This is a genomic window from Streptomyces sp. x-19 (assembly GCF_046549115.1).
Taxonomy (GTDB): Bacteria; Actinomycetota; Actinomycetes; order Streptomycetales; family Streptomycetaceae; genus Streptomyces; species Streptomyces albulus_C.
Genome location: NZ_JAJPWK010000003.1, coordinates 641502 through 660281 on the forward strand (window position 1 = coordinate 641502; position 18780 = coordinate 660281).

Below are 18780 nucleotides of genomic sequence, written 5' to 3' on the forward strand. Positions count from 1 at the left end.
GACACGCCTAGCCCTCCGCGCTGACGGCCTTGTCGTAGAGGGACTTGATGGCGGCGTTGAAGTAGGGGCTGTAGGAGACGTCGTCGGTGTCGCCGCCGGCCTGGTAGCCGCCGATGACGCCGATGACCTCGCCGGTGCGGGTGGCGCGGTCGAAGTGGGTCAGCCAGGGGCTGCCGCTGGTCCCGCCGCTGTACCCGGTGCAGTCCACCTTCATCTGGTCCGCTTGGAACTTCGTGGTCTTGTTGCCGCAGGAGATGGGGTCCTGGCCGCTCGCCGGATAGCCGGTGATCCGCACGGTGTTGTCGTAGCCGGCGTCGTACCCGAAGCGGTTGGCGCCGAGCACGTCGGCGATCCGCTTGCCGCCTACCTTGCCCACGATGACGAACCCCACGTCGTAGCCGGGGTCGGAGGACCGCGCCCAGTGGTCGTCCACCACCAGCTTCTCGATCGGCCAGGTGCCGTTGGGTGCCTGGCCGTCGCGGTAGCCCGGGACGAACGCCAGGTCCGTCTGGTAGCCGCCGCCCGCGCCGGTGTGGATGCAGTGCGCCGCGGTGATCACCACGGACTTGCCGGGGCTGTCGACGACGCTCCCGGTGCAGAAGTGGTCGCCGGTGCCGCCGTGGCTGAACAGGGCGCCCACCCGGGCGTTGGACGTGGTCGGCGGCGGGGTGTGCGAGACCCCCGGCGGGTGGCGGAAGGGCTTGGCGCCGCGCATCCGCTGCGCGGACCAACCGGGTGCCGAACCGGTGGCGGACGCGGACGGCGAGGACGCCGCGGAGGAGGAGGACGCCGTCGGCGCGGGGATCAGGGTGTTCCGGGCCGGTACGTCCCCGCTGGCGCAGCCCGACACGGCGGCCAGAGCGGCGAGCAGGGCGACTGCGGCAGCAGACTTGTGGCGCATGCCGGGATGCTAGGACACGCACCGGGCGGTTCACCGGCGTTCGGCCCCCGCTCCTGGTGTTCCCGGGAGGGGTGCGGGTGCACCGAGGGTCGCGCGCGGCGCCGGGAGGCGGCGAGCACGCCCCCCCCCCGCACGCGGGCGTCGCGGCCTTCCCCACACCGGTGCCGCGAACGTCCGCGATGCATCCGACCCCACTGACTGACTTTTCAGTCAATGCGGCAGGCATTCACGTCCCGCCCTCTCCGCAACCGCACGGCGCCTGGACCTACCGGTGTCCCAGTCGCTCCAACTCCGCGTCGATGGCGTCCACCACCAGCTCGCGGGCGTGCCCCAGCGGCAGGATGCCGCTGAGCCACCGCATGCTGAGCCCTTCCACCACGGCCGTGAGGCGTTCGGCGGCGACGGCCAGGCCCGCGGCGGTCGCCATGGGGCGCACCCGGCCGAGCAGGTCGGCGACCTCCTGGACCCAGATCAGCGTGGCCTTGGCCAGGTCCTCGCGCAGGTGGGGTTCGAAGATCGCGCTGGCGCGCAGCTCGCCCCAGGCGATGCTGTTCTCGCGGACCGCCTCGTCGTCCTGCAGCTCCAACAGCAGTGCCTGTTCGAGCTCCTGCCGGGGGTCGAGGGGAGCGGCGTCCGGGTCGCGCTCGGTGGTGTAGGCGGCGGCCCGGTCGTTGATGAACTCCAGGGTCCGCCGCAGGATGCCGGCCCGGTCCTTGAAGTGGTAGTAGATCAGCGCGGTGGACACCCCGGCCTCGGCGGCCAGCTCCTCGACCCGCAGTCCGCGGACCCCGCGCCGGGCGATGACCCGCGCGGCCGCCTCCATGATCGCTGTTCTACGGTCGCTCACGATCACCCAGCTTAATCGGCGCCCGTGCACCCCCTCCGCCCGGGCCGAGAAATTCTGAGCGGAAAGTCAGCCGGATCGCCGCACCACGAAGAACGGCGCCGACGTGCCACCTGGCGCGCACGGCCACCGGATCCCGCGTCCCGACGACGCTGGCGCGCCCGCCCCGCCCGGGCAGGCCCCGGCTCCCGCATCCGGGCGCCCGGAGGGCCCGGCAGTGCGGTCCGGCGAGCGATAGCGCCCGCTTCGTCCGGGACGCAGGCTGGAGGCATGGACAGCATGGTGCTCGGCAACGTCGAGATCACCCGCGTCGTGGAGTTGCCGGCGAGGGGCCGCCCCCGCGACTACGTCTTCCCCGACGTGCCCGTCGAGCACTGGCGGGCGCACGAGAAGTGGCTCGCCCCCGCCTTCCTGGACCCGGCCGCCGACGAGGTCGCCCTGACGATCCAGACCTGGCTCGTCCGCAGCGAGGGCCGGACGATCCTGATCGACACCGGCGTCGGCAACGACCGGGAACGCCCGGCCATGCCGAACTTCCACCACCTGCACACCGACTACCTCGCACAACTGGCCGCCGCCGGAGTCCGGTTGACCGACGTGGACACGGTGATCTGCACCCACGTCCACAGCGACCACGTCGGTTGGAACACCCGCCGGACCGAGGACGGCGCCTGGCAACCGACCTTCCCCCGCGCCCGCTACGTCATCCCGCGCGCCGACTTCGACTACTGGGACCCGGCAGCCGGGCACCGGACCCGCTCCGGCCGCCAGATGGCCAACGTCTTCGAGGACAGCGTCGCCCCCGTGCACCAGGCAGGGCAGACCACCCTGTGGGAGGGCGACCAGCACGTCGTCGACGCCCACCTCCGTATCGAGCCCGCCCCCGGCCACACGCCGGGCTCCTGCGTCGTGTGGTTGCGGTCCGGCACGGAACGGGCGGTGTTCGCCGGGGACCTGGTGCACAGCCCGTTGCAGATCGCGGAACCGGACGACTGCCCCCGGTTCGACGAGGACGAGCCCCGCGCACGCAACAGCCGCCGCCGGGTACTGGCGGAGGCCGCGGACCGGGGCGCCCTGGTGTTCCCCGCGCACTTCCCCGGCCCGGGGGCGGCCGAAGTGCAGCGCGTCGGCGACCGGTTCACGGTGACGGCGTGGGCCGCCTGGGACTGAGGGCGAGGTCCACGCGCCACACGCGTCCGGCAGCAGGTACGGCACGGAGCATCGCCCGCCCCTTCTCGCCAAAGAGGCACATGCCGAGATTCCCCCCGCGTTCGACAATCAGGCACGAGCGCGGTCCACAACAGGCCATTCCTTGCACGGTGATTCACGGGAATTCCGGCTGCGGCACGGTGTCGAATTCCCGGAACGCCACCAGAGCCGCCGCGCCCTTGATCCGCGAATTCCTTGAGGAACTCGCCGAGATCCGGGAAGAGTTCGCAGCCCCCTCACCGGTCCTTCCGAAGCGGGCACCTCATGCGCCCACCTCATGCACCGACCTCATGCGCTGCCCGTGAGCCCCCAACTGCCAGCCGGCAGACCACAGAAGGCCACCGTCACCACTCCCCCCACAGCGTCGTCTCCCGACGCGGACGCGGTCCGCCCGAGCTCCGACGTCGCCCGGCGCCGAACCCGAACACTCCTTCCGTATTTCGCACACGAGTACATTTATGTGTTATGCGCACTCAAGCCACATAATCATCCCGCCCCCGCTATGCTCGCTGTCGCGCAGCGAGTTGCGGCGATTACGATCCGTCGCGACCAACTGTCGTGGTGCCGCCAATCGCACAAGAGCTCGGGCGTCCTGGGACCCGGCCCCATGCGTGCGGAACGCCGCCTTAGTCATGCGCCGCGGCCAAGCAATTGGCGAGCGCGACCCCCTCGTGGTCGACCTTGCGCAGGCGGCCTTCCTCGCGGTGCCCCTCTCCACCCTGCACGTCGCCCTGTCCATCCCTTTTAGCGCTCTGAGGACGCCGATGGTTCAAGCTGATTCGCCCCCCGGGCGGCCGGGGGCGGCACCCACCCCCATATGGCTGCTCCCGTCCGTACTCCTGGCCGTGTGCACGGCCGTGGCCGTGTCACTGACACCGCCGATGGCCCGTGCGCCGGTCGTCTCCATCGGCGTCGTCGCCACGGTGGCGGTGGCCCTCGCGACCGGTGAGACCGCCCGCCGAGGGCGCGCGCTCGAAAGGCTGCGTCAGGAGTGCGCCGAGCGGGAGGCCGTCCTCCGCGGGCACCTGTCCCAACAGGAGGCCGAAACCGTACGGATGGCCAAGGAGACCCTGCCCACGGCGATGGGACAGCTCCAACAGGGCGCCCGGGCCGAGGAAGTGCTCCAGAGGGTCGTCCACGTCTCCCGCGTCAGCCCGGAGTTCGAAGCCGCGTACCGGGCGGTGCTGCGCTACGTCCTGCAGGCCGTCGAGGCCGAGGAGGACCTGCGGGACTCCGCCCAGCGCGCCTTCGTCAACATCGCCCGGCGCGTCCAGGCCATCGTCCACCAACAGTCCCAAGAACTCCGGGAGATGGAGGACAAGCACGGTCACGAACCGGACGTCTTCGGGGACCTGCTGCGCCTCGATCACCGCACCGCGCTCGTCGGCCGGCTCGCGGACAGCATCGCGGTACTCGGTGGGGCGCGGCCCGGCCGTCAGTGGCAGCAGACCATCCCGCTGTTCAACGTGCTGCGCGGTGCGATGTCCCGCATCCTCGACTACCAACGCGTCGATCTGCACTCCGTGGCCGAGGTCGGCATTCTCGGACGGGGCGTCGAGCCGCTGATCCACGCCCTGTCCGAACTGCTGGACAACGCCACCCGCTACTCGCCGCCGCAGACCCGCGTCCACCTGACCGCGACCGGGATCCAGAACGGCGTGGCCATCGAGATGGAGGACGCCGGGATCGGCCTGACCGATGAGGCCCGTATGCGCGCGGAGCAAGCCCTGGCGCAGGACTCCCCCACGGGGCTCGACCTGGACGACCTGGGCGAGTCACCGCGACTCGGTCTGGCCGTGGTCGGTCGGCTCGCCCGCACGAACAACTTCAAGGTCTCCTTCCGGAGTTCCGCGTACGGCGGGGTGCGCGTCGTCCTGATCGTCCCGCCGGAGCTGATCACCGCGACTCCCGTCCCCGGCGGAGCCATGGCCAAGGCCGCCGTCCTTCCGCCGCCCCGGCACTTCGGCGGTCCGGCGCGCCACGCCCAGGGGGCCGACGAGGCGGCCGCGCCCGTCGCCGCTTCGCGCGGCGCCAACGGGCTCCCGCAGCGCAGGCGCCGCACGCGCACCGTGATCCCGCCCCTGCGTCAGAAGCCCGCGACCTCCGCCACGGGATGCGGCACCCCGGCGTCGGCCGCTCCGCCCCCGCAGGCGGGGTTGTGGCTGGCCGCCTTCCAGGAGGGCATCTCCGGGGAGCCCCGGGTCGACTCCCCCGCGCGCCGTCCCGACGGCCCGAGCGATGAAGAGTCCGAGCGTTACTGAGTCATTAGGTAAGGATGAGTAAGTAAGTGGCGACACAGCAGCGACTCAATATGAATTGGATGCTCGAGGGCCTGGCGTCCAGCGTTCCGCACACCCGTGATGTCGTGGTGCTGTCCTCGGACGGTTTGTGCATGGCCCAGTACGGCACGGACGAGGAGACCGCGGATCGGCTGGCCGCGGCCTGCGCCGGGCTGCAGAGCCTGTCGGCGGCCATCGCCACCGAATTCCCCTACGGCGACGGGCGGATGAAACTCGTCGTCATCGAGGTCAACGGCGGCTTCTTCTACCTCATGGCGGCCGGCGCCGGGGCGTACCTGGCGGTGCTGGCCGACGACGACGTGGACGCCGGCCTCATGGGGCAGGGCATGCGGGACCTGGTCGCCCGCATCGGTCAGCACCTCACCAGCCCGCCGCGGGCCGACCGGTAGGTCCCGTGAGCGACTCGAAACCGGAAGAACACAAGCGGTGGGAAGAGGGCGGCCCCGAGCGTCTCTACGTCCTCACGTCCGGGCGGAGCGCGCCGGGCCGGTCGAGCACGCTGGACATGGTCACGCTGATCGTGACCCGGCACCGGCCCTCGTCGAGCCTGCAGCCGGAACAGTCCGCCATCCTCCGCATATGCGACTACCCGCTGTCGGTCGCCGAGATCTCCGCGTATGTCCACCTGCCGATCAGCGTGGTCACGGTACTGCTCGCGGACCTGCTGGACAACGGCCACGTCGAAGCCAGGGCACCGATCCCGGCCGCGTCGTTGCCCGATGCCGAACTGTTGGAGGCGGTGATGCATGGACTGCAAAATCTCTGAACCCGTCGTCGGTCCGCGGAGCGAGGACGTCCTGCCGGACTCGGTCTCCACCGCGGTCAAGGTCGTGATCGTCGGTGGCTTCGGGGTGGGGAAGACCACCCTGGTCGGATCGGTCAGCGAGATCCGTCCGCTGACCACCGAGGAGACCATGACGCAGGCCGGGGTGGGGGTCGACGACCTCGCCGGCGTCGAGCGCAAGACCCAGACGACCGTGGCGATGGACTTCGGCCGGATCAGCCTCAGCGAAGAGCTCGTGCTGTACCTCTTCGGCACCCCGGGCCAGCAGCGGTTCTGGTTCCTGTGGAACGGCCTCTTCGAGGGCGCGCTGGGCGCTGTGGTGCTGATCGACACCCGGCGCCTCGACGACAGCTTCGACGTACTCGGCCGGCTGGAGGAACGCGGACTGCCGTTCGTCGTCGCCGTCAACGCCTTCCCGGACGCACCCTTCTACCCCATGTCGGAGCTCCGCGCCGCCATGGACCTGCCCGACGACGTGCCCATGGTCGACTGCGACGCCCGGGAGCGTTCCTCCAGCCGCGACGCCCTGCTGACCCTCGTGCGCCATCTGTACGCCCTCACCACCACAGCCTCGGAGTCCCGGTGACCGCCTTTCCCTCACACCAGCCCGGTACGACGTCGGCGTCCGGCCCCCCTCAGGGGTGCCCGGCGCATGCCCGAGCGGGCGGCACCGACCATCTGGCGCGGCTCTTCGGGCCCGAGGTCGCCCACGATGCGCCCGGCTTCTTCGAACGGCTGCGGAGCGAACACGGCCCCGTGGCGCCCGTCTTGGTGGACGGTGACCTGCCGGCCTGGTTGGTCCTCGGGTACCGCGAGAACCTCGAAGTCCTCCGCACGCCCACCCGCTTCTCCCACGACTCGCGCCTCTGGCACTGCTTCCAGGAGGGCCGGGTCCCCGCGGACTCGCCCCTGATGCCCGCGCTCGCCTGGCAGCCCGTCTGCCTCTTCATGGACGGCAAGGAGCACGAGCGGCTGCGCCTCGCGATCAACGAGAGCATGGCGCGGTTCGACCGCCGCGGGATCCGTCGCTGCGTCACCCGGTCCGCCAACCAGTTGATCGACGCCTTCGTCGCCGACGGACGGGCCGACCTCGTGCGCCAGTTCGCGGAGCAACTGCCGATGCTGGTGCTGATGCAGCTCCTCGGCATGCCCGACGAGGCCGGTCCGCGGTTGGTCGAGGCCACCCGGGACCTCCTCAAGGGGTCGGAGACGGCCGTCGAGAGCAACGCGTTCCTCATGGCGGCGTTGGAACAGCTCGTCGCCCGAAAGCGTGACGCCCCCGGCCCCGACTTCACCTCGTGGCTGATGAGCCACCCCACGCGGCTCACCGACGAGGAAGTCGCCCAGCACCTGCGCATCGTCGCCCTCGCCGCGAACGAGAACACCACCAACCTCACCGCGAACACCCTGCGCATGGTGCTCACCGATCCCCGCTTCCGGGCGTCGCTCACGGGGGGCAGCATGACCCTGCCCGACGCCCTGGAACAGATGCTTTGGGACGAGCCGCCGACCTCGGTGCTGCCCGCCCGGTGGGCCACCGGCGACACGGAGCTCGGCGGCCAGTCCGTCCGGGCCGGGGACATGCTCCTCCTCGGCCTGGCCCCGGGCAACGGCGATCCCGTCATCCGCCCCGATCGCTCGGTGCCCATGCACGGCAACCGGTCCCACCTCGCCTTCAGCAGCGGACCGCACGAATGTCCCGGCCAGGACATCGGTCGGGCCATCGTCGACACGGGGATCGACGTCCTGCTGATGCGGCTGCCCGACATCGACCTGGCCGTACCCGAGGGTGACCTGACGTGGGTGTCCCACTGGATCGCCCGCCATCTGCGCGCGCTGCCGGTGAAGTTCACCCCGGGCCTCCCGGCGTCCGCCGACGCGTCCGGGGACGGCGCCGACGGCCCGCACGACCTCCGGGAATCCGCGGGCGGCGGGCCGCTGGTCGCGGGCGACGCCGACGCGTCGACGCCGCCCGCAGGTGCGCCGAGGTCCCGCTCCTCGTGGTGGGCCCGGTTGACGCGGTGGCTGTCGGGACAGTAACCGTGCCGCCGGGGACGCCCGGCGTTCGCCTCCCCCACGGGCGGGGAGGCGGACGCCGGGGCGTCGGCACCGTACGGCTAGGTGCGGCTCCCGGACGGTCCGTAATCGCGGTCCGCCGCGATGCGGTCCGGCTGGGCCTCGATGAGGCTTCCCGCCCCGATCGCGAACCAGATGCCGTGCCACCACTGCTCCATCACCAGTGCGGCCACGGCGGTGCCGTAGGCACGGGAGAACCCGCTGGCGTGGCTCGCGTGCATGACGGAGGCGAAGTGGTCGCAGTAGCCACCGTCCATGTGCCGCAGGAAGACGCCCTCGGTGATCCGTCGGTCGCGGAGCAGCAGGGGCACGACCAGTGCGTACTCCACAACGCTCATCGGCAGCAGACCGTCTTCGACGGCCGCGCGGACGGCGTGGTGCACGGTCAGCGTGCCGCGGTGCAGCGCTCCCCCGACGCGCACCGCGTACTCCAGGTCGCAGCGCGGGACGCAGACGCGTTCTCCCCACGAGGGGGTCCGGGGTTCCAGGGCGGGGGTGTAGCACTCGGCGAGTTGGCCGGCCGCGTACAGGTCCCGTGCGGCGGCCCGGTCGCACAGGTCGTGGGCGAGTGCGTAGTAGCGCCACAGGTCCTGGCGGTGGTTGCACATCTGCCACACGCAGGTGCCGAGGGTCTCCATGCACCCCGCGTACCGCTCGGGTCGGACCCCGGCGTCCGGGGTCAGCTGGGTGTTGATCATCCACACGGTCCGCTCGTAGCAGTCCAGCAGGTCCGTCAGGACCAGCGAACCGCGGGTGAGTGCCAGGACACCCTGGCCGCACTCCTCGTGGCGCAGGTCCGGGCCGAGGTCCACCCAGTCGTTGACGAGCCCGGTGAGCATCATGTCGTCGCGGCCCGCGGGGCCTTCGGCGAACGACAGGTAGTGCGCGAAGATGCCGCTGTCAACGGCCTTGAAGTCGCGCCAGTCGTCCCGATCGGTGTGGACCCAGGTGGTCAGTCCGTCGGTCGGGTGTGTTCTGAGGCTGGCCTCGTGGCGGCGTTTGAGGTCGAAGAACGCCATGTCGCAGGCGACGTGCAGCCGGCGGGCCTGGAGCTCGGCCGGCAGGCCGGGCATGTCCCACAGGGCGAGGACGTCGTGCATCAGGTCGTTGCCACCGGCCGGACCGGGGCGGGCGGTGTCGACGTTGTACTCAAGGTAGAAGGCGTAGTCCAACAGGGGCAGGTATGCCTGGCGCCAGTCTCCGTAGTCGTCGGAGAGGAGGCCCATCCACCACGAGCCCATGGCGAAGTTCGGGTAGCCCGCGACGCCCCGCAGCCCGAACTCGTCCCGCACCGTCAACCACGAGGGCGCGGTGCAGGAGGGCAGCGTCGACTTCGTCGAGCGCCCGGCGTTGGCGCCGGCACGGGCCCGGGCGCAGATGTCCCCTATCCGGTCCTGTCCGATCGTCACCGGGGTCCTTCGGACCTGCTCGCCCGCGGGGCCGCCGGAGCGCGTGCGGTGGATCTCGGTCAGCAACTCCCGGCCGCGGGCGGCCATCTCCGCGCACGCACGTGACCATGGTGTGAACCGCTCACCCAGGCGGTGGGGGTCGTTGAGGGTGGCTGCGAGGGTCTCCTCCGGCGCGTACTGCCACGCCTCACCGCCGGCTCGCCCGCGCTGCGGGCCGTGGGGACTCCGTTGCACCGTTGTCAGGTGGGCGTCGAGCGGGGACCCTGCCTCGCGCTTGGGGAGCCACAGCACGTCGAAGGCCGCCGTGTCCCACGTATCGTTGTTTTCGGCCGAGTTGCCTGCCGCGTGGACTCTTCGGGAGAGCTGCGCCAGGAGGCCGTCGGAGGTCGGCGCGGGCCGGGGCGCAGCGCCTTTTTCCACCGTCGACGGAAGACAGACCACACGACGCATGCAACTGGTCCTTCCTCAAGGCGGGACTCGCGAGGGAGCAGGCCGTCCGCACCCGTCACGCACGACCTGGGCGTGACGGGTCGCCGTCCGTGCCGTGCCGGGGCTCCCGTGAGGCGAAGCGGGCGGCGCCGGCGCGGGGCCGGGCGTCCACCGTGGTGAGCAGCGGCACGTCATCCTCCTCGGGACCCGGTACAACACCTGGCGTACTACCGGCGACAATCGGCCACTTGACGCAGACGCATAAGAATCGCGCACCGCCGCACGCGTGTACAGGGGTCGTCGCGCAGCACCGTCGGTCGGCGGGGGGCGTCCGGTTGAGTGCGGGGGCCCGCCGGGCGTGTTCCCGGGTCGGGTCCGGGAGGCGGACAGCGAAAAAACGGCCCGCCGGGGTGGCGGGCCGTTGGGTGGGGTCAGCGCTTGGTGACCAGGAAGTTGCCGATGACCAGGTGGTCGATGTCGGTGCCCAGGAAGCACGCGACGGCGTCCTCGGGGGCGCAGACGATGGGTTCGCCGGCGACGTTGAAGGAGGTGTTGATCAGGCACGGCACGCCGGTGCGGGCGGTGAAGGCGCGCAGCAGACGGGCCAGCAGGGGGTTGCTCTCGTCGGTGAGGGTCTGGATGCGCGAGGTGGCGTCGACGTGGGTGGCGGCGGCGATCTTCTCCCGGTAGGCGGGGCGGACCGGGAAGACGAAGGTCATGTAGGGCGAGCGGTGCTTCTTGCCCAGGTCGAAGACGGTCGGGGCGTCCTCTTCGAGGACCAGGGGGGCGAAGGGGCGGAAGGGCTCGCGGTGCTTGACCCGGTTGTTGATGATGTCCTTCATGTCCGGGTAGGACGGGTTGGCGAGGATGCTGCGGTTGCCCAGTGCCCGCGGGCCGTATTCGGTGCGGCCCTGGAACCAGCCGATGACGGTCTCGCCGGACAGCAGTTCGGCGGTCCGCTCCACGATCCGGTCGGTGGGGAGCTCTTCCCATGTCACGGCGGAGGCGTGGGCCTCCAGCGCGGTGCGGATCTGCTCGGTGTCGTATTCCGGGCCGAGGTAGGGGGAGGTGTGGGTCAGCGGTGCGGCGTGGGACTGGGCGACGTGGGCGGCTGCGCCGATGGAGACTCCGGGGTCGCTGGCGCCGAAGCTGACTTCGATGCGGTCGAACGGCAGGTCTTCGAGGAGCTTGGTGTTGTTGACGCAGTTGAGGGCCAGGCCGCCTTCGAAGATCAGGTCGCGCAGGTCGGTGGCGGCGGCCAGGGCGCGCAGTTGGTGGGCGGTGACGACCTCGACCAACTGTTGGGCCGCGGTGGCCAGGCGGACGCGGAACTCGAAGGTTTCGCGGTTGCCGTCGTGGCCGTCGAAGAGCTTGTCGAGCAGTTCGGCGTAGGCGCGGGGGCCGCGTCGGTCGTGGGCCAGGGCCAGCGCGTAGCGTCCGTCGTCTTCGAGGGTGACGACGTTGCCGAGCAGGGGGTTGTCCTCGGGTGCGGGGGGCGTGCCGAAGCCGGCCAGGCCCATCACCTTGTACTCGTCGTTGTTGGGGACGAAGCCGAGGTAGCGGGTGATCTCCCCGAAGAGTTGGGCGAGGGAGTTGCCGAAGTCGATGGTGAAGCGGTCGAAGACCTCGACCTTGCCGTTGCGGATCTCGCCCATGATGGCGCTGTCCCGTTCGGCCTGGCCGTCGTTGATGAGGAAGGCGGCGTCGGTCAGGCCGGCGAAGGTGCGGCCGCAGGCCAGGTGGGCGCGGTGGTGGGGGACGGTGACCAGCTTGTGGTCGGGGAGGGCGTAGCCGGTGTGGCGGGTGAAGTCCTCGATGAGTGCGGTGCGGCCCAGCGCCCCGAGGTAGAGCTCGCCGAAGGTGGTGAGGACGGTGAGTTTCTCCTCGGCGGTCAGGGGGGCGCCTGCGACGGCGGTGACGGTGGTGTCGGCGTAGGTGTTGTCGTGGTTCCAGCCGAAGGCGAAGTGGTCGACGTCGTCGTAGTCCAGGCCGGCCTGTGCCAGGCACCAGCGGATGGCGTTGAGGGGGAAGGCGCTGGTCTTCTTGTTGCGGTTGAGGCGTTCTTCCTCGACGGCGGCGACCAGCTCGCCGTCGATGATCAGGGCGGCGGCCGCGTCGTGGCCGATGAGGTTGTGGCGGTCGACGCCGTCGGGGGCGTGGCCGTAGAGCCGGGCGAAGAGGTCGGCGACCTGGGAGAAGCCGTTGTAGCCCAGGATGATCATCGGGATTCCTCCGTGGATGCCCCCGGTGGGGTTGCCGGGAGAGGCGTGGAACTCCTGCGGGCGGGCCGGGTGGACGCCGCGCGTCCGAAGGGGGAACGGCGTCGACCTCGCCTGCCGGGCAGTGGTGAAGGGGTGGGGTGGTGCCGGGTCGCGCCGGCACCGCCCCAGGCCGGGGCGGGTACGCAGCGAAGGACCCGGCCTCGGGCCGACGGTGTCCGGCCGGCGGCCCGTCCTGGGGCGGTGGGGTTACTTTCCGCGGCCGGGTACGACGGTCAACTCCGGCAGGGGGAAGACGAGTTGGCCACCGGCGGCCATGTAGTCGGCCTCGCGCTCCAGGAATCCCTCGCGGTAGATCCAGGGCAGGACCAGCAGTTGGTCGGGCCGGTGGGACTTGGCCTGTTCCTCGGAGACGATGGGGATGGTGGTGCCGGGGGTGAAGGCGCCGGCCTTCTCCGGGCTGACCTCGCCGATGCAGGGCAGGTCCGCCTCGGTGAGGCCGCAGAACTGGAGGATGACGTTGCCCTTGGTGGAGGCGCCGTAGCCCAGGGTGAGCTTGCCGTCCTTGCGGGACTGGTCGAGGAAGTCCCGCAGTTGGTCTCGGGCGGCGAGGGAACGCTTGGCGAACGCCTCGAACGGGGCCATGGTGGCCAGGCCCAGTTCCACCTCGCGGGCCCGGATGCGGGCCAGGGCCGCCTCCTCCACGCGGTGCCGGCTGTCGCGGCGGGCGAGGGTGATGCTGATGCTGCCGCCGTAGACGGCGGTGAGTTCGGCGCGGATGACCTTCAGGCCGACGCGGTGCGCCATCCATTCGATCTGCTGGAGCGCGTAGTACTCCAGGTGTTCGTGGCAGACCACGTCGTAGGCGGTGGCCTCCAGCATCGCCGGCAGGTAGCTCTGTTCCATCAGCCACACACCGTCGTCGTCGAGGATGTCGTGGACCTCCTGCATGAACTCCAGCGGCCGCGGCAGGTCGTAGAACATGGCGACGGAGGTGACGATCTTGGCGCGGCGGGAGCCGAAGTGCTCCTGGAACAGCCGGCGGGAGAAGAAGTCCGGGATCAGGTCGATGTGGGCCGGGTAGTAGGAGCGGAACTTCTCGCCGGTGGGGTCGATGCCGACCAGGGTGGGGCCGCTCGCGTAGCCGCGCAGGAGGGTGGCGTCGTTGCTGCCGATGTCGAGGACGAGGTCCCCGGCGGCGGGCCGGACCAACTCGGTGAGTTGGGAGACCTTGCCGTGCAGGTGGTTGATCATGAATTCGCGGATGCCGGAGCGGTAGCCGTAGCCCTCGCCGTACATCAGGGAGAAGTCGGCGGTGTGGCGCAGCTGGACCAGGCCGCAGCCGGCGGGTGAGCACTTGACGAGCTCCAGGGGGACCTGCGGGACGTGCTCCTCCCGGCTGCGGGGGAAGACGCCGGTGAGGGCCTGCGGGCCCAGGTCCAGCACGGGCAGCAGTTCGCTGTTGCCGCAGGCGCGGCAGGTGTCGATGGGCATGGGTTCTCCAAGTCGAGCTCGGCCGGCGACGGGCGACCGGTCGGGGGTCCGGCGGGACGCGGGGTGGGTGTGGGACGCGGGGTGCGGGGGTCGGGGTGCGGGGTCTAGTCCTCGCCCCAGACCAGGTAGATGATCGGGGACTCGCGGTGCGGCAGCTGGTGGAGCGTGACGCTGCCCAGGTCCAGGAACTCGGTGAGTGCCTTGGTCTCGCCGGGCCACTTGGGGTGGGCGAGTTCGTCGAAGGCGATGATGCTGCCCTTGGCCAGGTGCGGGCGGATCGCGTGCAGGGTCTCCAGGGAGGGTTCGTACAGGTCGAGGTCGATGTAGGCGAGGGCCACGATCGTCTCGGGGTTCTCGGCCAGGTACTGGGGGACGGTCTTGCGGACGTCGCCCTGGACGACGAAGCTGCGCTGGGTGTGGCCGTAGGGTTCGTTGGCTTCGTGTGCGGCCAGGACGGCGCGCAGGTGGTCGACCTCGTCGGCGGGGACGGCGAAGCGGCCTTCGACGGCGCTGGGGGTGGCGCGGTCGACGTCGGCGATGTCGGGGAAGCCGGTGAAGGTGTCGAAGCCGATGACGCGGCGCAGCGAGTTGTAGGGCTCGTAGATGCTGCGCAGGGCCGTGAAGGCGGCGAGGTGGCGGCCGTGCAGGACGCCGAACTCCATGATGACGCCGGGCACGTCGACGATCTTGCGGTACAGGGCGTCCATCGCCAGGAGGTCGGCGAGCTGGGGGCGGCGCAGGTACACGGGGAGGTTGTCGATCAGGTACTCGGGCGGGATGGGGGTCTGGGCGAGGAGTTCGGTCAGGCGCAGCCGGGAGTCGCGTTCCGGCTCGGACTCGTGCGGGACGACGCGCGGGTCCTTGTAGGGGGAGTCGGTCATGGTGGTCCTTTCGTGGAGGGCGCTGGGTGCGGGTGGCGGCGGGGTCAGCGGCTGGTCTGGCCGGCGTCCCACAGGTCCTTGCAGGTCTGGTGGAGGGGGATGCGGGGTTGCCAGTGCAGGAGGGTGCGGGCGCGGCGGATGTCGGCCTGGACCCAGTCGGCGCCCAGGCTGCGGACGGGACCGTGGTCGTCGTTGAGGGCGGTGAGGGGTAGGCCGGCGGCGACCAGCATGTGGGTGACCAGTTCCCGCATGGGGACGGCGGCGCCGCTGCCGATGTTGAAGACCCGTTGGGGCAGGGGTCGCCTGGCGGCCTGGACGGCTGCTTCGGCGACGTCGCGGACGTCGACCCAGTCCCGCACGGCGGCGGCGACGTCGACGGTGAGGGGTTCGCCGCCGAGGGCGGCGGCGCGCATCCGGGGCAGGAGCTTGCCGGGGAAGCTGGCCGGTGTCGGGTAGGGGCCGACGGTGTTGACCAGGCGGAGCACGGCGGCGTCGACGACCCCGGTGTTGGCGGCGGCCAGGACGGCTTGTGAGCCGGCGAGTTTGGCGCGGGCGTAGGCGTTGGTCGGGCGGGGGGTGAGGTCCTCGTCGAGGGGGACGCCGCGCTGGCCGGGGCCGTACTCGTGGATGGTGCCGAGGTGGACCAGGCGGGGTGGCTTCGGGCACTGCTGGAGGGCCTGGGTCAGGGTGCGGGCCAGGCCGGCGTTGGCGGCCAGCAGTTCCGCGGCGCGCTGTTCGCCGCCGTCGGCGGCGCTGGTGACGTCGGTGGCGCCGGCCATGTCGGTGGCGTTGACCACGGCCTGCGCACCGGTGTCGGTCAGGAGCCGGGTCAGGGCGTCGGCGGGGGCGGTGAGCAGGTCCAGGGACTGGAAGGCGTGTGCGGCGACGTGCGGGGCGGGGGTGCGGGCCACGACGGTGACGCGGTAGCCGTGCCGGGCGAAGGCCGCGCAGACGTGCCGTCCGATGCAGCCGCTGCCGCCCAGGACGACGACGCCGGGGGCGTCGGGGTCCGGGGGCGGGGCCGGTGAGCGGTTCTGCATGGGACCTCCGGAGGGTGGGAGAGGAAGGGGCGGGAGTGCGGTGGCGGTGGGGTGCCCGGGGTGGTCAGGCGGTGCGGGAGGAGTGGCCGGCGCCGACGGTGCGGGACAGTGCCCCGCCTTCTTCGGCGAGGTTGACCAGGTAGTCCCCGTAGTCGGTGCCGGCCCGTTCCCGGCCCAGCCGGTGGCACTGTTCGGCGGTGATGTAGCCCTTGAGGTAGGCGACTTCCTCGACGCAGCCGATGCGGATGCCTTGGCGTTGTTCCAGCATCTGCACGTACTGGCCGGCTTCCAGGAGCGAGTCGTGGGTGCCCATGTCGAGCCAGACGAAGCCGCGCCCCAGTTCGGCGAGGTGGGCGCGGCCCTGCTCCAGGTACGCCTTGTTGATGTCGGTGATCTCCAACTCGCCGCGGTCGGAGGGGATGAGGTCCTGGGCGAGGTGGACGACGGTGTGGTCGTACATGTACAGGCCGGTGACGGCGATGTTGGAGCGGGGTTCGCGGGGCTTCTCGGCGAGGGCGGTCAGGCGCCGGTCGGCGTCGAGTTCGGCGACGCCGTACCGCCAGGGGTCCTTCACGGGGTAGCCGAACAGGGCGCAGCCGTCGAGGCGGGTGGTGGTGGTGCGCAGCAGTTCGGAGAAGCCGTGGCCGTGGAAGATGTTGTCGCCCAGGATGAGGGCCACGTCGTCGGTGCCGATGTGGTCGGCGCCGATCAGGAAGGCTTCGGCGATGCCGTTGGGTTCCTTCTGTTCGGCGTAGTCCAGTGTCAGGCCGAGGTCGGAGCCGTCGCCGAGCAGGGTGCGGAAGCTCTCCGTGTGGGCGGGCGAGGAGATGACCAGGATCTCCCGGATGCCGGCGAGCATGAGGACCGACAGGGGGTAGTAGACCATCGGTTTGTTGTAGACGGGCAGGATCTGCTTGGAGACCACGCCGGTCAGGGGCCGCAGGCGGGTTCCGCTGCCGCCGGCCAGCAGGATGCCCTTCATGCCCGGGTCCCGGTCAGGTCGTGCGGTGCCTGGGCGGGGGTGCCGAGGCGGGCTTCGAGCTCCTGGCAGCGCGCGAAGTCGGGGAGCAGGCCGCGGTCGGCGGCCTGGGCGAGGGTGAGGGCGGCGCCGTCCCGTTCGGAGAGGATCGGGTCGATGTCGTCGGGCAGGGGCAGGGCCAGTGCCGGGTCGAGGGGGGAGAGGGCCAGTTCCTGTTCGGCGACGTAGGGGGCGGAGGTGAGGTAGGCCATGACGGTGTGGTCGGTGAGGGCGACGAAGGCGTGTCCGACGCCGACCGGCAGGTACACCGAGCGGAAGCCGGTCTGGTCCAGGAGGACGGCGTCCCAGGTGCCGTACGTCGGTGAGCCGCGGCGGATGTCGACGACGATGTCCAGGGACCGGCCGCTGGCGCAGTAGACGTACTTGGCGGCGCCGGGCGGTGCGGCGGTGTAGTGGATGCCGCGGACGACGCCGCGTCGGGAGACGCTGTGGTTGCTCTGGGCGACGGAGAACAGCGGTCCGCCCTTGGCGGCTTGGAATGCCTGCTGTTGGAAGGGCGCGACGAAGACCCCGCGGTCGTCGGAGAACGTCTGCGAGGTGAATTCGAATGCGCCGTGCACGGCGAGCTTGCGCGCTTGCAAGGTGTCCCTCCGGATTGCGGGATGGGGGCTTCGGGCCCTGATGCATGCGGTGTACGGCCCCGGGTCCGCGCTGCGGGTGGCGTGGTGGTGCCGTGGTGGGGTGCGCGGGGTGGGGGCCGGGGGCGGGATGGGCGTCCGCCGCGGCCGGCCGGGCGCGGTGCCTGGGCACTGCGCGGTGCGGTATTCGGCGACGAGCGAGGAATACCGCGAACCCTAGGAAATCTATCTTCGGGGGCGTACGGGGTCAACGGCGTTGATTTCAGGGAACTTTGCGGCCGGTGTCAGGGACCTTCCGGCTGGTGTCAGGGGAAGGTCAGCCCGTGTCAGGGGAAGGTCAAGGCAGTGTCGGGCGGCCGCGGCCCCGGCCCCTCGGACACGCCCTACCGGCGCGTCAGGTCTTCCAGCACCCGCACGGTGGCGGCGGGCGTGGGCATGGCCTGGATCTCTTCGCGCAGGGCCTGGGCGCGCTGGCGCGGGGCGTCGTCGGCCAGCATCCGCCGGCAGGCCCGGCCGAGGGCCTCGGGGGTGTCGTCGCCGGTGGGCAGGGTCAGGGCGGCACCGTGGTCGGCCAGGGCGCGGGCGGCACCGGCGAGCATCTCGGCGCCCGGCACGATGACTTGGGGGGTGCCGGCACACATGCCGGTCAGGCTGGTCACGCCGCCGCCGTGGTGGACGAGCAGGTCGCAGGTGGGGGCGACGACGTCCAGGGGGACCCAGCCGGCGTGCACGTCGGGGTGCCTGGCGCGGAGGTCGGGGGCGAGGGCTTCGGGGGCCGCGACGAGGACCTCGGCGCCCAGCGGGGCGACTTCGGCGAGGGCGCGGGTGAGGAATTCGTAGAGGCGGTGCCGGACGTCGCGGGTGACCTGACTGCCGGCGGTCAAGCAGATGCGGGGGCGGTCGGTGCGGGTGTACATCCACGGTTCGAGGGGGCGGTGTTGGTTGCCCAGGACGAACCGCAGGGGTCTGGCGGGGGCCGCGTGACGGGGGCGGAGGCTGGGCGGGCAGACGTCGAGGAACAGGTCCGGTTCGGGGAGCCGGCCGCGCCCCAACTCGGCCAGTTCCGGCTGGAGTTCCTCGTCGGCGCCGGGGTGGATGTGCCGGGCGTCGATGGCGTCCCAGGCTTGCCGTACGTAGGGGACGCCGAGTTCGGCGGCGAGGAGGGCGGCGGCGTAGGTGGTGGTGCCGCCCACGATCAGGTCCGGGCGCCGGTGCCGGCTGAACTGCCGCAGCGCGGGGAGGCTCGCGGCGGCCAGGCGGCCGAACCAGCGGCCGGTGAAGTGGCCCTGTTCGGCGAGGGACTTGCCCAGCGGGGAGTCGACCGGGCGGCCCGCGCGGTCCTGGGTGGTGAAGTGCTGGACGGGCAGGTCCGTGGTGGGGATCGCCGGGAGCGCCGAGGCGGTGATGGCGGGCAGCAGATCGGCGTTGCCGGCCATGAACACCTCGTGGCCGGCACCGCGGGCGGCGGTGGCCAGTGGTGCCAGGGCGAAGACGGTGGCCGGCCCGCCGCCGGTGACGAACAGGATTCTCATCGGTCCTTCTTCACGGGTGGGTGCCTGGGGGTGGGGTGGGGGTGG

The 18780-nt window shown here is 71.4% G+C and carries 16 protein-coding genes; 6 read left to right on the forward strand and 10 right to left on the reverse strand.

Annotation, left to right across the window (positions count from 1 at the left end; genetic code table 11):
- Positions 1 to 7 precede the first annotated feature (7 nt).
- Together ACLJT4_RS11525 and ACLJT4_RS11530 are read right to left on the reverse strand one after the other, a co-directional pair.
- Complete coding sequence (locus ACLJT4_RS11525) at positions 8 to 901, reverse strand: trypsin-like serine peptidase (RefSeq protein WP_411122175.1); 894 nt, start codon at positions 899 to 901, stop codon at positions 8 to 10.
- Between the two features lie 265 nt (positions 902 to 1166).
- Positions 1167 to 1724 carry a TetR/AcrR family transcriptional regulator gene (locus tag ACLJT4_RS11530; protein WP_411122368.1) on the reverse strand — a complete coding sequence of 186 codons (558 nt, stop codon included), beginning with the start codon at positions 1722 to 1724 and terminating at the stop codon, positions 1167 to 1169.
- 291 nt (positions 1725 to 2015) lie between these two features.
- Here ACLJT4_RS11530 and ACLJT4_RS11535 point away from each other — a divergent pair, with 291 nt between their 5' ends.
- The 6 genes from ACLJT4_RS11535 (at position 2016) to ACLJT4_RS11560 (ending at position 8078) form a co-directional block, all read left to right on the forward strand.
- Entirely contained in the window at positions 2016 to 2915 is a 900-nt protein-coding gene (locus ACLJT4_RS11535) for an MBL fold metallo-hydrolase (protein WP_411122176.1), read from the forward strand.
- An 803-nt stretch (positions 2916 to 3718) separates the two neighbouring features.
- Positions 3719 to 5215: a sensor histidine kinase gene (locus ACLJT4_RS11540; RefSeq protein ID WP_411122177.1), complete on the forward strand. Its 1497-nt coding sequence runs from the start codon at positions 3719 to 3721 to the stop codon at positions 5213 to 5215.
- Positions 5216 to 5265: 50 nt separating this feature from the next.
- Complete coding sequence (locus ACLJT4_RS11545) at positions 5266 to 5643, forward strand: roadblock/LC7 domain-containing protein (RefSeq protein ID WP_037633891.1); 378 nt, start codon at positions 5266 to 5268, stop codon at positions 5641 to 5643.
- Positions 5644 to 5648: 5 nt separating this feature from the next.
- Positions 5649 to 6020, forward strand: coding sequence for a DUF742 domain-containing protein (locus tag ACLJT4_RS11550; protein WP_411122178.1), 372 nt, complete (start codon positions 5649 to 5651; stop codon positions 6018 to 6020).
- Entirely contained in the window at positions 6001 to 6624 is a 624-nt protein-coding gene (locus ACLJT4_RS11555) for a GTP-binding protein (protein WP_233656356.1), read from the forward strand. The genes ACLJT4_RS11550 and ACLJT4_RS11555 overlap by 20 nt, the downstream gene beginning before the upstream one ends.
- Entirely contained in the window at positions 6621 to 8078 is a 1458-nt protein-coding gene (locus tag ACLJT4_RS11560; RefSeq protein ID WP_411122179.1) for a cytochrome P450, read from the forward strand. The genes ACLJT4_RS11555 and ACLJT4_RS11560 overlap by 4 nt, the downstream gene beginning before the upstream one ends.
- Positions 8079 to 8155: 77 nt before the next feature.
- Here ACLJT4_RS11560 and ACLJT4_RS11565 read toward each other — a convergent pair whose 3' ends face one another.
- From ACLJT4_RS11565 to ACLJT4_RS11600, 8 genes are all read right to left on the reverse strand, one after another.
- Positions 8156 to 9757, reverse strand: coding sequence for a hypothetical protein (locus ACLJT4_RS11565; protein WP_411122180.1), 1602 nt, complete (start codon positions 9755 to 9757; stop codon positions 8156 to 8158).
- A 626-nt stretch (positions 9758 to 10383) separates the two neighbouring features.
- Positions 10384 to 12174, reverse strand: a complete 1791-nt coding sequence (locus tag ACLJT4_RS11570) for a carbamoyltransferase (protein WP_411122181.1) — start codon at positions 12172 to 12174, stop codon at positions 10384 to 10386.
- A gap of 246 nt (positions 12175 to 12420) precedes the next feature.
- Positions 12421 to 13665 (reverse strand): class I SAM-dependent methyltransferase, encoded by a 1245-nt coding sequence (locus tag ACLJT4_RS11575; protein ID WP_411122182.1) that lies wholly within the window; start codon positions 13663 to 13665, stop codon positions 12421 to 12423.
- Positions 13666 to 13769: 104 nt separating this feature from the next.
- Positions 13770 to 14546 carry a class I SAM-dependent methyltransferase gene (locus ACLJT4_RS11580; protein WP_411122183.1) on the reverse strand — a complete coding sequence of 259 codons (777 nt, stop codon included), beginning with the start codon at positions 14544 to 14546 and terminating at the stop codon, positions 13770 to 13772.
- A gap of 44 nt (positions 14547 to 14590) precedes the next feature.
- Positions 14591 to 15586, reverse strand: coding sequence for an NAD-dependent epimerase/dehydratase family protein (locus ACLJT4_RS11585; protein WP_411122184.1), 996 nt, complete (start codon positions 15584 to 15586; stop codon positions 14591 to 14593).
- A gap of 64 nt (positions 15587 to 15650) precedes the next feature.
- Positions 15651 to 16568: a glucose-1-phosphate thymidylyltransferase RfbA gene (rfbA, locus tag ACLJT4_RS11590; protein WP_411122185.1), complete on the reverse strand. Its 918-nt coding sequence runs from the start codon at positions 16566 to 16568 to the stop codon at positions 15651 to 15653.
- Positions 16565 to 17206 carry a dTDP-4-dehydrorhamnose 3,5-epimerase family protein gene (locus ACLJT4_RS11595; protein ID WP_275462004.1) on the reverse strand — a complete coding sequence of 214 codons (642 nt, stop codon included), beginning with the start codon at positions 17204 to 17206 and terminating at the stop codon, positions 16565 to 16567. The genes rfbA and ACLJT4_RS11595 overlap by 4 nt, the downstream gene beginning before the upstream one ends.
- Positions 17207 to 17586: 380 nt before the next feature.
- Entirely contained in the window at positions 17587 to 18735 is a 1149-nt protein-coding gene (locus ACLJT4_RS11600; RefSeq protein WP_411122186.1) for a nucleotide disphospho-sugar-binding domain-containing protein, read from the reverse strand.
- Positions 18736 to 18780: the final 45 nt, after the last annotated feature.

Excerpts from the sequence above, each read along its gene's own strand:
- rfbA (WP_411122185.1), bottom strand. The coding sequence starts at position 16,568 with ATGAAGGGCATCCTGCTGGCCGGCGGCAGCGGAACCCGCCTGCGGCCC.
- ACLJT4_RS11540 (WP_411122177.1), top strand. The coding sequence starts at position 3,719 with ATGGTTCAAGCTGATTCGCCCCCCGGGCGGCCGGGGGCGGCACCCACC.
- ACLJT4_RS11580 (WP_411122183.1), bottom strand. The coding sequence starts at position 14,546 with ATGACCGACTCCCCCTACAAGGACCCGCGCGTCGTCCCGCACGAGTCC.
- ACLJT4_RS11600 (WP_411122186.1), bottom strand. The coding sequence starts at position 18,735 with ATGAGAATCCTGTTCGTCACCGGCGGCGGGCCGGCCACCGTCTTCGCC.
- ACLJT4_RS11570 (WP_411122181.1), bottom strand. The coding sequence starts at position 12,174 with ATGATCATCCTGGGCTACAACGGCTTCTCCCAGGTCGCCGACCTCTTC.
- ACLJT4_RS11585 (WP_411122184.1), bottom strand. The coding sequence starts at position 15,586 with ATGCAGAACCGCTCACCGGCCCCGCCCCCGGACCCCGACGCCCCCGGC.
- ACLJT4_RS11530 (WP_411122368.1), bottom strand. The coding sequence starts at position 1,724 with ATGGAGGCGGCCGCGCGGGTCATCGCCCGGCGCGGGGTCCGCGGACTG.
- ACLJT4_RS11545 (WP_037633891.1), top strand. The coding sequence starts at position 5,266 with ATGAATTGGATGCTCGAGGGCCTGGCGTCCAGCGTTCCGCACACCCGT.
- ACLJT4_RS11525 (WP_411122175.1), bottom strand. The coding sequence starts at position 901 with ATGCGCCACAAGTCTGCTGCCGCAGTCGCCCTGCTCGCCGCTCTGGCC.
- ACLJT4_RS11535 (WP_411122176.1), top strand. The coding sequence starts at position 2,016 with ATGGACAGCATGGTGCTCGGCAACGTCGAGATCACCCGCGTCGTGGAG.
- ACLJT4_RS11555 (WP_233656356.1), top strand. The coding sequence starts at position 6,001 with ATGGACTGCAAAATCTCTGAACCCGTCGTCGGTCCGCGGAGCGAGGAC.
- ACLJT4_RS11575 (WP_411122182.1), bottom strand. The coding sequence starts at position 13,665 with ATGCCCATCGACACCTGCCGCGCCTGCGGCAACAGCGAACTGCTGCCC.